Origin of the sequence: Candidatus Kuenenia stuttgartiensis, from assembly GCF_900232105.1 — a bacterium.
In the GTDB taxonomy this organism is placed as follows: Bacteria; Planctomycetota; Brocadiia; order Brocadiales; family Brocadiaceae; genus Kuenenia; species Kuenenia stuttgartiensis_A.
In genome coordinates this window covers 3,507,275-3,521,933 of the sequence record NZ_LT934425.1, presented here as the reverse complement: position 1 = coordinate 3,521,933, position 14,659 = coordinate 3,507,275, and the positions used below count along the sequence as shown (strand labels likewise).

Below are 14,659 nucleotides of genomic sequence, written 5' to 3'. Positions count from 1 at the left end.
TTTTTTTTATGCGGGTTAGCGGGCATACATGGCAGCAAATCCCCATTCGAAAAGGAGGGAGGGGGTTGTTAAAAACGCCAGAAGAAAACAACCCCCTGAATCCCCATTTATTAAGGGGGACTAACTTGACATACGGTTTCTTCGGGAAAAGAGGTTTTCAAATGATCAATATTTTTAGGAGACAGCGAACACCATTTTTTGATTTATTCGTATTGGCAATACTCTCCGCAGTGGTTCTGTTCCTGGCCCTTGGCCAGAACAGGCATTGGTCGAGCCGTGAAATCCGCCATGCGGAGATTATCCGGGAAATGGCAGAAAGCGGTGACTATCTCGTGCCAAGGCTTCTAGGTAAAGTATACTATGACAAGCCACCGGTTATGCATGCGCCGGCGGCGCTACTCACCCGTTTGATGGGTGGGCCTAGTATGACAATTGCACGCTTGCCTTCCGCCGTAGCTGGTATGATAGGAATACTGGCGACCTATGGGATAGGGCTTCTGTTTTTCGACCGACGCACCGCATTGATCGGGGCCATAGCATTACTTGGCACGATAGGGTATAGCAAAATGGCCCGCGAAGCAAGGCCCGACATGATCCTGTGTGCCTCCATCTTGTTGTCGTGCCTCTGCCTGGGGCTGGGCATGAAAAAGCAAATAGGCTTTCCACGAGTATTGTGGTTGGTTTCCGCAGGACTATTTGCAGGGCTTGGGGCAATAACTAAGGGGCCCTATGGGGTACTTGTGCCCGTTCTTTTTGCGGTTTTTGCCCCTATTCGCAGGCAAGACTTCAAACGACCCCGGTCAGATTGGTTTTGGTTCGCTTTTGCACTTGTGGCTGTTTTGGCGATCTGGGCGATCCCTGCATACCTTCGCGACAACGGGGAATATCTCAGAAATGTACTTTCTCAGCCGGATCTTAATGTGACCAAGAAGGACAGCGGAAACCCATTTTATTATCTGAGTCACGGGTTTCTGTATTCACTGCCGCCCTTACTTTTCCTTCCTTGCGCAATTGCAGATTTAAGACGTCGTGGTTACTCTGCCCCACTCGCAATTGCGGGAGCGCTTTTTGTTATTATTTCATGCATTCCAAAAAAACGGCCTCATTACTTTTTGCCGCTGGAACCGTTCATTGCGCTTGGTATTGCAAACGCTCTTGTCCATTATTGTAAATCAAGCCAACTAGTACGCCGTGCGGCATGGTTGATAATACCTCTTCCGATAATTGCAATACCTCTTTACTTTACAACTATCCAGCCCCTAATCCAGCCATATAAAAACTCAGAAATGTATCTTGCACAGGAAGTTTATAAAGTTACCGGATTAAATGCTCAAATATACTGCTCGTCTGGTGACGCAGAGGTATTGGCATGGGTAGGACAACAATATAAAAGAATTCATAGGTTAAATACTAAAGATCCTCACCTGTCAATTCGAGATTTGTGCAATGCAGAGGCAAATTCCTATTTAGTTATCAGCGAAGATGACCTGAAGTCTATTTATAAGGATGCTGAACCATTTCTAAAAAAGCTAATTCTTCAACGGAAGGCACATAATAAAAAGAAGATGCTTTTTCTTATTGGTGTGAAAGACACATGAATTGCCTTGAAGTTTCAGAGTCTCAGTTAATACCGCAAGATATGGTATCTCATGGCAAAATGAACGTATTTTAACCATTAAATTTCACAAGAGATGCATTTTGCCATAAAATCATCCTCCTGTTACCTCTATCAAAATTACAAAAAATTAATTTTTCTTTTTTCTTGAATTCATGTAATATTACGCCTTATATCATAATTTCCTATAGAAATCTTGCTCGTCTTCCTGACAGCGTATTACTTTTGTCGTATGTGCTATCCAGCTACTTTTCTGACAAATATCCTCTTTTGGAAATGGTAACATGATGAGAATTCACCAGTTAATTCAAAAACCAACCTCTCTCAGGGTAACAGTCCCGATTGTTTTATTCATTTTATGCTTCTTCTCCTTTGAAGTATATGCCTTGCTTTTGCAGCGTTTTGAGGGAAACGAGAAACTCCCGCCGTTATCCGGCAATTTTATGCACGTCAGAGAAGTGTTGACACAGGAAAAACCTAAGGAAGCATTCCGGTTTGCCGTTTTTGGTGATACGAAAAGCACTGGCACCTTTGAAAAGATTGCCGACGAACTAAAAGAGGAACCATTGTCGTTTGCTGTCTTTCTGGGGGACTTTGTGCGCCGGGGCACGGAAGGTGAACATGCTTATTTCAAGGCGGAGTTGGCCAGGGAAATTGCATTTCCATTTCCAACCTTTTTTCTTGCAGGCAATCATGATATCGATACTAATAATTTTCCTATATCGAGATTTGAAGAGGTCTACGGCCCGAGTATTTTTTCCTTTACCTATCAGGAATGCCTCTTTGTCTTTCTCCGTATCCTTGACAAGCCATATTCCACAAAAGAGAGTCTCCTGTTCCTGGAAAAACTCATTTCGGAAGACGCTTCATCACGACACAGGATGATATTTGTGTTTTCACATATTCCGCCACCGGTTTCTTCCGTCATCGATGCCAGAGAATTTGAAGGCTCAGAGGAGTTCGTTTCATTGGTGGAAAAACTGCATGCAGACTATGTAATAACAGGCGACTATCATGGGTACGCAAGAGTAAAGAAAGGGAATACCGTGTATCTGGTTACCGGTGGTGGTGGCGCACACCTCAAAAAGAATAAATATGGCTGTTTTCACCACGCAATGGTTATCGACGTATCGGAGGACAAGGTTGTTGAAAATATACTCTTTATCAACAGAAACGAAGACCTGGAAGACAGGATTGAACGGTTTATCCTGGCTGATTTGTATCCATGGATGAAAGGGCATTTTGTTATAATAATTTTTTCCAATATAATACTGATCACTATTGTTGTTTGGTTAGGAGTTAGTATACGCCGAAGCATACAACAGACCCTATTGTCTTGAAACGGATAATTGTGTTTATGCGGTGAAAATCCCACTTAAGAAAGAAATCTAAAAAGCTTATTTTATACCCCCCCTGCTTTCCCGATCAATGTTGGAATGATATCCATTGTTCAGGGTTTGTGCAAGACCCGCGAGCTCCGAGAGATGCAAAAATTATACTGATCATGGTTTTTGGCGTATGCGCCAAGCGCGATGGACTTGATTCCTGATTTCGTTATGTAAGATAAATATAAAGATAAAGCTAAAATAAACAGAAAGTTAATCTTTCAACATTTTGCTGTTTTTAACAGGCAGGCAGGGTAATGGTAAAAGTACTGCCCTTATGGAGTTTGCTTTTCACAATGATATTGCCATGATGAGATTTGATAATCCATTGGCAGATACTGAGTCCGAGCCCTCCCCCGCTGGTATCTGCACTACGGGCTTTATTTGCCCTATAAAAACGGTCGAATATATAAGGAAGTTCTTCCCTTGAAATGCCTATCCCACTGTCTTTGAGAGCCACTCTTACAAAATCGGCGTTTTTGGAAAGGGTCAGACTGATTGAACCTTTCTGGGGGGTATATTTTATGGCATTATCTATGAGATTCAGGAAAAGCATTCTCATTAGTAGCTCATCTCCAGCAATAAATGCATCTTCAGTCTTTTCTATTGATACGGAAATATGCTTTGCTTCGGCGATGAGCATGAGTTGGTCGGCAATATCCGTAATGACATTACTTAGATTCATCCGTTCCCTATGCATTTCATATCGCTTTGCATCCGCCTTTGCTAAAATAAAGAGATTTTCTACAATCTTGGAAAGTCTTTCAAGGTCCTCAAGCGTATTGGCAAGAATCCGTTGATAGTTCAGCGCAGTTCTTCCTTTGCGTAAGGCAACTTCTATTCCTGTTTTCATAATGGTTATCGGCGTGCGCAATTCATGAGAGGCATCCGCGGTAAACTGACGGACCTGGCTAAATGAATCTTCCAGACGGGACAACATGCTGTTTATTACGGTTGCAAGATTGTTCATTTCATCTTTCGCCGGGTGGACTGTCAGTCTTTCATTCAGGTGTTCAGTCTGAATATTGCGAAGTTCCTGTATCATATGTTCTACTGGTTTCAATGCCTTTTTCGCCATCAAGCGGCCTCCCAGTAAACTGCCAACAATTGCAAAGCCTCCTAAAGACATAAGCAGCATTAAAAACGTTCTTGAAGTTTTATCCTTTTTAAAAACAAATCCGATCTGAATCATTTGTTTGCCATCATCCATGGCCATCGTAATAATACGCAAAGGATGACCCTTTGCGTTTTTAACTGTCTTGTAATAGGGCTTTCCTGAAAGAATGTCTTTTATCTGGTGACTGCTTAAATGCAGGTAGTTATCTGCAGTACTGCTCGACAGGAATTGAACATTTCCTGTGTGATCAAGAATTGCAACATATTTTTCATGTGCCCACTCCTCTCCGCTTTCCTTTGAAATACGGATTGCATATTCTTCCAGATTATTCTTACTGAGCTGCGCATAATGTACAATGCCGTCGGCCTCCTCTTTCAGCCCGATATCAATGCTTTTGCTGTTTACATAAGAAAAGGTAACATACGTGAGAATACCAAAGAGGAATAATGTACCCCCCAAAATGCAGGTGTACCAGAAGGTAAGTTTGGTGCGAATTGTCCAGGATATCAAAATTATTTCTCTTTCATTATATAGCCTACACCCTTTATGGTGTGTATGAGTTTGGTTTCCCGGTTTTTGTCAATTTTATTTCTCAATCGATTCACAAAGACATCCACGACATTGGTAAAACTGTCGAAATTGTAATCCCATACATGTTCTGTGATTTGTGTCCTGGTTAATACGATATTAAGATTCCTCAGGAAAAACTCCAACAAGGCAAATTCTTTATTGGTAAGGTCTATTGTCTCTCCGTTTCTATAAAGGCGGTGTGTTGCTAAATCCAGAGAAAGGTCTGCAACCGTTAATTTTGTTTGATAATGGACCTTTCCCCGTCGAATTAAGGCCCGTATGCGTGCTGTCAATTCAATAAAAGAAAATGGTTTTACGAGGTAATCATCGGCCCCTAAGTCTAATCCACGTACTTTGTCCTCAATGGCATCCTTTGCCGTCAATAAAAGAAATGGCATTCTTAGGCCGCTCTTCCTTGCCGTACGCAGGATTTCAAAGCCGTCCATCAGGGGAAGCATGATGTCTAGGACGACAAGGTCATACGCATGCGAATTAATCATAAATAGTCCTTCTTCACCATCATTGCATGTATCAACGGCAAAATGGTGTTCCTCCAGGCCTTTTTTAAGATAGTTGGCTAACTTTTTTTCATCCTCTATTACTAAAATTCTCATTCCTGCATACCTTATTGAATAACTTAATAAGTCAGTACCATCAGCTATGCTCGTGGTACTGACTGCGATTTATCGGCATTTGGCAAAGGCAAAATAGCGTGTCACGGCAAACGACAGGTCTTATAGGGTGTTCTTATCAACTCTGAGGGATATCGTAACTATTCAGCGCATAGCTTATAGCGTACGTACCATGTCAGCCTCCAGTGATAACAGTTTTAGATCAATGATAGCCGATTTAACCAGGCATGTCAAAAGGGTATATTTCTACTTTTAAAAAATAAATGGTCACTTTTTTTCGGTGAGTTTTTCGAACCACAGACAGTAGAGTAGAAACAGACGACGAGAACTTAGGCAGAAGTTTATTTAAATGTCATTTGTGTTCCTTAACACGCTACCATTGTTTGTTTCCATTGCGGTGGTAAACACAGGCTGGCGGTTGGTCGTTGGCGTTGATCGTAGAGACAGGTTTAAAACCTGTCTCTACTACTATGCCGAACATCCACTCAGGGTCAAACCAGTCTGCCGAAGCGTTCTGGTCATAGAGGTCAAAGGTTGCAATCTTTTCTGCCGTGGAAGTGTCCCATCCACTGTGCTTTAATAAATCAGCAATCTCCTTGCGGATTTGTTTATCCTTTTTTTGACTATCCAATTTCTCTTTTCTTGTCTTTGCCTCAAAGTATTTATGTCTGATTTGTTTCAGCTCTTTTTCCTTTTTTTTAATGACAGGGTTCTTAATTGTCAATTGCTTAGGTCTATCAAGCCCTATCAATGTGTTTGCTGCTACAAATTTTGTCTCAAGATTTGGTAATGCCCTGATTCCAAAATTTTCTTTGCCCCTGTCAGCCTTTTGGTCTAAAACAAGCGAGATAAAGAATCGGAGTTTTGAAATTTGGATAGCTATGGGCTGAATGTCAACTCCATATATACAGTTTTCTATCAAATACAGTTTGCGGGCATAGTCAGGATAGTTTATACCCTCATCAAATGTCTCATTTATCTCTCCAAGCCTTTCCTGCCTTTCGTTTTTATTGTCCTGCTTAAAGACCTCTTTAGATTCTTTAAGCGCCTTTTGATATTGAAGCTCATACCAGTATTTATTTTCAGGGTCCAACTTTTGAAGGACATAGACAAGTTTGTGAAGAATTCCCATTGGAAATGCGCCTGAGCCGCAAGCAGGGTCAAGAATCTTGATATCATCAATTGTCGAGATTATCTTTTGCCTCTCCGATTCAGAAAATTCCGGAATCTCTTCTGAATAGGAAAGAAGCCTCCTGATTTTATCTTCTTCAGTTTCAAATAGGTTGCCTTTGAGGTATGCAAACAAGCTCTCTTCCACCATATAGTCAACAATCTCTCGTGGAGTATAATAGCTTCCAGTAGCTTTTCTTGCTGTGGTTGCTGTCTCAGGGTTGTAAGAAGCCAGGAGGTTTTCAAATACCTTCCCTAAAAGTTCGGGGTCAAGGGCTATTTCCTGATCAATCGGTGTGTTTTCGTCAATGGTAAAATTGTAACTATTCAGAATCGCAATCAGTCCCATGACAGGTCTGCTGACGCCAAGGCCATAATTTGAAAGATCAACTCTTTCTCCCTCCTGCTGAAAGAACAGATAGTCAGGGATAATTGATTGCTTTGCCTGATTTCTTGAAAACCCATCCACATAAATCACTTTGCCTGATTCATCTTCTTTATCAAGGCAATCAAATAATCCACCGTTTAAGAAGGGAATGTTTTTAAAGAGTTCCAGAACATTATCTTTGCTTACCAGGAATTTATCTGCATAGCGAAAAAGATTTTTCACTCCGTATTCTTTTTTATGTGTCTGGAAACCTCTTTCTTGTACAAATTTCCGTTCGTCCATCTTTTGATTTAATGTGCCGAAGAAGAGATTTTGGAGGATTGTGTTGTAAAAGTTAGATGCTTTTTTGTCTTTCATAAAGTCTTTTACAATTTTACTGAGTTTCTCCGTTGAGAATAATTCCAGAGGGATTAAGTCCTTGTCCTTTTCTGTTAAGAACCAGATGAATACGATCCTTGTGATTAATCGGATGAGATTTGTTGCATTGCGTATCTCTTTGTCTTTTGCGGGGTCATTGCTGTATTTATAATCATCGGGGAATTTAATCTTGTCCATTGCCCAGAAATACCAGTATTGAAGTTCTCCGTAAAACTGCTTTGTTACAGGCTCAACTGAAAATGCCTTTTTGATACCTTCAAGGTTGGAAAAGTCGGCTTCGCCTATCTGTTGAAGAAATGTCTTGTTGGTAAGTCTTGGGCTTACAAAGAACGTGAGGCGTTTGAAATAGCTGAATTTGCGTTTTACACCCTGATATTCCGCATAGATTAAACTAAAACGGAAGTTATTATCTGTATCGTAAAAAATAAAAACCCGGCATCTGTCTGGTTGTCTTTGAGGATTTTTTTCCCTTTTTCATACTGCGCCTTTTTACCGCTTCGCTCTGAAAGTGGCTTGCATGCTTCAAAGGCGCAGACAAGCATCTTCTCCTCTTGGGCAAACCTGATTTCACCAAGTTTTGATCCGTTCCCGAAATAATCATCGCCATATTGAGACAAGTCCTCTGTTACCGGCGCAAAGGCATTGCGGTTTTTCTCACGGAAGAAACGGACGAATTTCCTTAAATTCTGTAATAATATCTTCTAACATTTCTCTGATCATCAATCGTTTAAAAGGTTTGTAATGATTTTTATTAAAATATCTTTGTCTTTAGCGTCGCTCTCGGCTATTAAAAGCGCAAGGGCAACCAATGCGTTATCATTTATCTTCTGTTCGCCATTAGTGCGATACAGATATTTATTTCTCTGCAGAAAATAAACAAATAAAAGTGAGGCGATACGTTTGTTGCCGTCAACAAAGGGATGGTCTTTAATAACCAAATACAGCACATGAGCAGCCTTTTCCTCTAAACATGGATATAATTCATTGCCATCAAAGGTTTGATAAATACATCCCAAGATTCCCTTAAATCTATCACTGTTTTCCAATCCAAATAAATCACTCGCTTCTTTTTTGATAATTAACGCCTACCTTGCTTCATCAATAACAAAACGTGCCTTTTTGTAATCCAAAACAAATTTCCCTTTTTTCTTTTTAATAATAGCAAGTTTTTCTTTATAGTATTGCTCAAGCAGTGTAAGCGTTTTGGAATAGCTGGCAAGTAAGTTTAATATTTCCGAGCCTTGCCCGCTTAACAACTCATGTTTTGATTTCTTATGCAGAAATGATATAGTTTCCTGAAGCTCTTTAAACTTTTCCTTTGTTTCTAACAATCGTTTCTGATTAATTGCATAGCCTTTAACAAGATACAGTTTAATCACACTAGTTGCCCAGATTCTAAACTGCGTGGCGCGTTTGGAATTTACGCGGTATCCTATGGAAACAATAGTATCCAAATTATAAAATTGGGTTTTATAGGTTTTGCCATCAGCGGCAGTATGTTCCAAAATGGAACTAACTGAATCTTTATTTAATTCACCAGATTTAAAAATATTATTGATATGTTTAGTTATAGCTGGTCTTTGGGTGCCAAACAATAAAGCAATTTGACTTTGTGTAAGCCAGACTGTTTCATTTTCCAGGCGCACTTTTAACTCAATCTCTTTTTCAGAGGATTGATAAATTATAATTTCGCCTTTATCAAATTGCGTATCTGTTTTGCTCATATATTCTGGTTCTCTATTGCAATAATAATTTCTCTGACAAGATTCTTCTGCCATTCCTTTTCTCTTCGCAAATAGTCATCCCCAAGTTCGTTTTTCAGGGCTGATATTTCCTGAATGGCTTTTTTGCGATTATTATCATCGGAATTTGTTAAATTGGCAATGCGGCGCAATGTGTAGTCAGATAGCGTACCGTAGTCCAGCATATCCTCCCTCAATGTTCTCAGGAAATCCAAATGCGGGAGCAGCCCTTCCCATGGTTTTTTTATAAAAGTGTTGATATTATTCAATGCCTTTTGCTCTAAGCTTACTTCACCTGGAGGACTATATCGGTGTTCTCTGAATATTTTTACTTTTTCATAAAATTCCCAGAACGAACTGCTTAAGGGGAGCCTGGTTTCGTTTTTGTCGCATGCAATATTATCAAAGATTTCCTCAAGGGTTGTCTGCGTTATCCCGCCTTCCTTTCCGGCGTCATATTTTATACGGTGGATATACATCCTTCCCTTTTTGAAGAAAACCAAAAGTTCGTTCTCATCGGCTTTTTTAGCAACTTTTACCCGCAGAGGATAATTTTTTAAGTCGTCAATAAGTCCATGATTTTCTTTTTTGATTTCTGAGTAAATGGCAAGTACCCTGGTATAAAAGCTTTCTTGTTCAATATTATCCGGGTTTTGCCGGATTCTTTCGTATAGCCCGGCAGGTGTAGGCTCCTCATCTATGTCAAATATCCTGGCGTCTTCACCTAAGGTATTATGGATCAAAAACATCTTGTTGCTGGCAATCTCACGCGATTTAACCAGCTCAGAGCCTTTTTCGGTTGGGAAGAAATTTACAATATAAAGCTTGTCAAAAACTTTTTTACTGATGCGGTTTATGCGGCCTACTCGCTGGATTACCCGTACAGGATTCCATGGGATATCATAGTTAATAACCATCCCGGCGCGGTTCAGATTAAAGCCCTCGGAAATCCTGTCTGTAGCAAGCAGAATGTCGTATGCCTCTTCCTGATCAGGACAACCCCCTTCATCCCCCTTTATTAATGTAGAATAAGAGGCGTCAAAGTTTTTATTGATCAGGGATATTTTGTGCGCCGACAAATCCCCCGCCACTACTAAAAGTCTTTCCCCAAAGTGTTTTTCAAGTATAGGCTCAAGATATTTCACAGTATCCAGATATTCGGAAAAGATGATTACCTTTCGTCTTGGTTCGCCTTTGTTTGGTCTTTTATTTAAAACGTCATTGATGTTCTTCAACAGGCAATTTGCTTTTGGATCGTTATCCACCAAATTTAATCCTGATAATTCCTGCAGAATACTGTCAAAGAGGACTAAATCGGCTTTTATGTGGGCAAGGAAGTCGTCTTTATATGTAAATTTACTGACCTCGTAAACTTCATGATTTTTGGGATAATCTCCCTTTCTTATCCGCTCAGAGTAATCCTTTAAATACTCCTCGATTTGTTCCATATCAAGGTCATATATTTTCTCAAAAAGAGTACGGTCAAGGATATACCTGTTTGTTTTCTCAATAAACCTTGAGATATTCTCTGTAATCTTCCTGAAATTCTCAATACTCTGTCTGAAAGACCCAAACGAACTTTCAAAGCGTTTCACCAGCAAGCGCCGCATAAAGTCGTACAAGTTGCGCTGCTGGATATATTGAAAATTTTCCTTTTCCGTTAATTTCTCCCCGACGATTTTATCAAGTTGGGTTTTGTATTCAAAGGGGCGATAGATTGCGCCATTGAATCGCCCACCCTCGTCCGGGTCGCCGAAATAATCACGAATGATCCGGTCGTAAAATGCCGACTGTTCTTTGGTCAATTCAAAAAACCATTCTTTCGGGTCTTCGATTATGGACAGATTTTTGACCTCATCTTTGTAATAAGGGTTTTTCTGCAGATCAAGGCGATTACGGCGGATGGTAACGGGTTCTATTACATCCCTGATTTGTCTTGCAAGATAGTGCGAACGTTTTTTTATTTTTGTTAAATTGACCGGCAATTCGCCAAAAAGCGCTGTATAATAATTTTCTGTTTTTTTTCTTTTAGCTTCATTTGACGAGATCCGGTATTTTTTGATGTAAGCAAGCCTGTCGAAAACGCCTTTGAACTCAGCGAATTTACCGACAAGGTTATTTTCCAATGTTATTGACGATTTCTTTGGTGTTATGAATAGCTTTAGCAAGGACAAAATATCACCCGGCCTGTTATTAAAGGGTGTAGCGGTGAGTAAAATAACAATCTTATTGCGGCAGATGTTTTTCAGATACTCGTAATCCTGTGTATCCTGGTTTCTGAAACGATGGGCTTCATCCACGATCACCACATCAATATCTTTTGCCCTGCTTACAAAATCTGCAATATTTTCCAAATCGCCCAACGACCGTACTTCCCAATCGTAAAGGCCAAAATCTTCCGTATATTTTCTCCAGCCGGAGTTTTTGTTTCTGTCCCCAACAAGACCCGGAGGACAAATAACAACGCCGCGCCTTTTCAGTTCTCTTGCGACTGCACAGGCAATGACCGTCTTGCCCAAACCGACAACATCCGCAATGATTACGCCGTTATTATTTTCAATGATTGCAAGGGCTTGTTTTACCGCATCCAACTGATATTTATAGGGGGTGTAGCCGTTTTCTTCCAATGTGTTAACAAGCGATTGGCTGACTTCTTTCTGCTCAAACGAATCAAGGTATGTTTTTAAGACCAGAACAAAGGCTTCAAATGGGGTAATGTCTTTAACAAGGGTCTCATTTTCAATGATGTCTATTAATCTCTTTTTAATAACATCATCTTCGGTTATTTTTACCGCCTCGTCCCATAAGTTGTCGAAATATGCCTCTGCATCATCAAAACCAAAATCGCTTATCTCGACATTAAACTCTTCCTGTGTAGTAATGCCCGCCTTTGTCAGGTTGCTACTGCCGGTGATAAATAAATTTTTCCTGCCCACCTGCCCTTCTTCTAATTTGAACAGATAAATCTTGGCATGATTTGGATTGTACGTCTTTCGAATGGTGAGTTTGTTTTCACTGATAAGCTTAATAAAATACCGCACCTGTTGGTAAAATTCTTCTGTATCAAAATCCTCTGTATTGATAGATTTTTTTACTGATTCCAGAAATTTATGGCATCTTTCTTCATCGGATAATTGGAGGTCCTGTCCTGCAAACTCAAAAATACCATTATTTGTCTTGTCAACCTGCAACCCCACTAAAATCTTAAGCTTCACATCGGGCTTTTCCTTCAGCCCTTCGTAAAGTTCTCTGATTCCTGAAAAATAGAAAAAGCCCACCAGGAATTTCAGTTCATCGCTTTTCCGGATTAATTCGATTAAGCGTTTTTTAAGGTTTGCGGTGTTATGGTTAGTAATAAAATTTTTCATAATAGTCTTTGATTTAAATCATCTATGCCGTTTAACGGCAATCTGTCCTCCCGAACGATTAGTGAGGAGTCTTTGTACGGAATAGTAACCCTAAAGGGTTGCCCTGCTCATAGTCCTATAAAAATTGACTGGAAATTGTCATTTGTAGTGCGACGAACCTCGTCGCACTACATGCATTTTTCGTTCTTGTGCCCAAGTAGCGGCAATGCATGCATTGCCGCTACTTGGGCACGCACTGGCGCTGGAAAATACATTCGCGGGTTCAGGTTACAAACCCGCCTGGAGCCGTGGAATGTTTTACGTTGAATAGTTACAATAATTTTTACAAAAAGGAAGTAGGGGCGAAGCATTTGCCCGTTTGCGTATGAAGCATTTATGACTATTTACAGCAAATGCTTCGCCCATATTTTCTCAAAAAACCAAAGTGTTTCGAATGAACAGTATTCCTGCTGTGAATGCGGAGGTTATTATGAGGGCGTAGAAACCGGCAATAACATCGTCGAGCATAATCCCCAGGCCTCCGGGAATGCTCTGTTCTAAATGTCTAATGGGCCATGGCTTCCATATATCAAAAATACGGAAGGCAATAAATGCTGTTGCTATCAGGGAAATCAAAAAGTAGGGGAAGGAATATTGGTTGGTGCATTTATAGAGAAAAGGCAATGGGAACAGGGCTATCCATTGGCCTACGACCTCATCAACAACAATGAACCCCGGATCTTTCTTCCGGGCGCTTTTTTCAATGCTGTTTGATACCCCTATGCCAAACAGAAACAAGGCGACAGTTGCTGAGATAAATACATAGGGAACGGTATATACGGAAATCATATACGCAAAGGGAATTGCCGCCAGGCTGCCCCATGTGCCTGGCGCCTTCGGGAGAAGCCCGGAACCAAACCATGTGGCGACAATCCATCTAATGCAATCTCTCTTGTTTTTCATGTGAATGATGAAGACTGAGTGAATGGGACACGGTGTAAAAACAAAACAGCTTTACATCCAGCAGTTTCCAGACGCATGCAATGTGTCTCTACAAAAACATTGAAATTCCCAAACGTCAAATTTATAACCTGACCCCGCCGGAGGTTACATCTGGATTTGTAATTAAACCCTTTTTGAAATCACTGAACAAGATGTGGCGCTTTTGACAGATGAAATGGTGGATTCGCTGTCGCTTAATCCACCCTACCTGCCGAAGCATTATTTAGATTGACGAAGAGGCGCTTCGCTCTCCATTCCGGTGGTGCAGAGTCCTGTCTGTACGTACAGCCAAGATGTCTGAACCACCCGAATAGAGGAAATGGGCTTATTCTTTCAAAACTGCCCTTACAAAACCGTTGTTTGCGTCAAGGCGTTTTTTCGCCTCCGAAAAATCAATCCCCAGTTTCTGCATAACTATGGCAGCTTTTACATTGCCAAACGCCGCCTGCAGCAGCTTTTTAGCATCTTCACGCCCGATGCCTGTACATGTCATAATAATACGCTCGGCACGGTCGGTAAGTTTTGCGTTCATTGCCTTCAAATCTACCATAAGATTTTCGTAAACCTTACCAATTTTAATCATTGCAGTGGTTGTTAACATATTTAACACAAGCTTTGTCGCAGTACCGGCCTTCATGCGGGTAGAACCCGTTATTACCTCCTGACCCACAATCGGCCTGATAATAACGTCGATATCAAAACTTGGCATTATCTCAGGATTACAACAGATAAACACCGTTTTCGCATTTCGCTTTTTTGCCTCAAACAGTGCACCCGTAACATAGGGCGTCGTACCGCCGGTAGAAATACCCACAACAATATCACGGTGGTTCACCTCTCTTTGCTGGATATCCCTCGCCCCGTTTTCCGGGAAATCTTCCGCCCCTTCCACTGATTGAAATACCGCCTTTTCTCCGCCGGCAATGATCCCTGTAATCATATTGGGATCCGTACTAAACGTTGGTGGACACTCGGAAGCGTCCAATATGCCAAGCCTGCCGCTGGTGCCGGAACCAATATAAAATAAACGCCCTTTATTATTCATAAAGACGTCTACTATCAGGTCTACTGCCTTTGCAATATTTTCACGCTCCTTATACACTGCGGCAAATACTTTTGCGTCCTCTGCGTTAATTATGTCCAGAATTTCCAATGTGGATTTTTTGTCGATATCGGTTGAATTTGGATTTCGCTGTTCTGTCAGTAATTGTGAGCGATCATTTGTATTCATAGTATCCTTACCTGTTATCCGTAAAAAATTTATCAATATAAAATACAGAAGGAGTTATCTACGTTCCGGTGAAGGCGGAAGG

Annotated in this window: 11 protein-coding genes; 2 read left to right on the top strand and 9 right to left on the bottom strand. The window is 40.8% G+C overall.

All coding sequences use genetic code 11. The features are described from left to right. The first annotated feature begins 65 nt into the window (after window positions 1-65). Entirely contained in the window at window positions 66-1,598 is a 1,533-nt protein-coding gene (locus tag KSMBR1_RS16445) for an ArnT family glycosyltransferase (protein WP_157820670.1), read from the top strand. Between the two features lie 301 nt (window positions 1,599-1,899). Continuing rightward, a complete protein-coding gene (locus tag KSMBR1_RS16440) occupies window positions 1,900-2,955 on the top strand; it encodes a metallophosphoesterase family protein (protein WP_099326290.1) in 1,056 nt (351 codons plus the stop codon). A 283-nt stretch (window positions 2,956-3,238) separates the two neighbouring features. Here the strand turns inward: KSMBR1_RS16440 and KSMBR1_RS16435 are convergent, their stop codons facing one another. From KSMBR1_RS16435 to murQ, 9 genes are all read right to left on the bottom strand, one after another. After that, window positions 3,239-4,627, bottom strand: a complete 1,389-nt coding sequence (locus tag KSMBR1_RS16435) for a HAMP domain-containing sensor histidine kinase (RefSeq protein WP_099326289.1) — start codon at window positions 4,625-4,627, stop codon at window positions 3,239-3,241. Window positions 4,628-4,629: 2 nt separating this feature from the next. Beyond that, window positions 4,630-5,301, bottom strand: coding sequence for a heavy metal response regulator transcription factor (locus tag KSMBR1_RS16430; protein ID WP_099326288.1), 672 nt, complete (start codon window positions 5,299-5,301; stop codon window positions 4,630-4,632). 391 nt (window positions 5,302-5,692) lie between these two features. After that, window positions 5,693-7,432: an Eco57I restriction-modification methylase domain-containing protein gene (locus KSMBR1_RS16425; protein WP_099326287.1), complete on the bottom strand. Its 1,740-nt coding sequence runs from the start codon at window positions 7,430-7,432 to the stop codon at window positions 5,693-5,695. 209 nt (window positions 7,433-7,641) lie between these two features. Beyond that, window positions 7,642-7,872 carry a hypothetical protein gene (locus KSMBR1_RS16420; RefSeq protein ID WP_099326286.1) on the bottom strand — a complete coding sequence of 77 codons (231 nt, stop codon included), beginning with the start codon at window positions 7,870-7,872 and terminating at the stop codon, window positions 7,642-7,644. 102 nt (window positions 7,873-7,974) lie between these two features. Next, complete coding sequence (locus tag KSMBR1_RS22125) at window positions 7,975-8,331, bottom strand: type II toxin-antitoxin system death-on-curing family toxin (protein ID WP_295101274.1); 357 nt, start codon at window positions 8,329-8,331, stop codon at window positions 7,975-7,977. Between the two features lie 9 nt (window positions 8,332-8,340). Beyond that, window positions 8,341-9,033 carry a virulence RhuM family protein gene (locus KSMBR1_RS22120; protein WP_230408009.1) on the bottom strand — a complete coding sequence of 231 codons (693 nt, stop codon included), beginning with the start codon at window positions 9,031-9,033 and terminating at the stop codon, window positions 8,341-8,343. Continuing rightward, on the bottom strand, window positions 8,976-12,365 hold the full coding sequence (locus KSMBR1_RS16405; protein WP_099326283.1) for a helicase-related protein: 3,390 nt from the start codon (window positions 12,363-12,365) through the stop codon (window positions 8,976-8,978). Before KSMBR1_RS16405 ends, KSMBR1_RS22120 begins: the two co-directional genes overlap by 58 nt. A 411-nt stretch (window positions 12,366-12,776) precedes the next feature. Then, on the bottom strand, window positions 12,777-13,307 hold the full coding sequence (locus KSMBR1_RS16400; RefSeq protein ID WP_099326282.1) for a phosphatidylglycerophosphatase A family protein: 531 nt from the start codon (window positions 13,305-13,307) through the stop codon (window positions 12,777-12,779). Window positions 13,308-13,671: 364 nt separating this feature from the next. Then, a complete protein-coding gene (gene murQ, locus KSMBR1_RS16395; RefSeq protein WP_099326281.1) occupies window positions 13,672-14,577 on the bottom strand; it encodes an N-acetylmuramic acid 6-phosphate etherase in 906 nt (301 codons plus the stop codon). Window positions 14,578-14,659 lie beyond the last annotated feature (82 nt).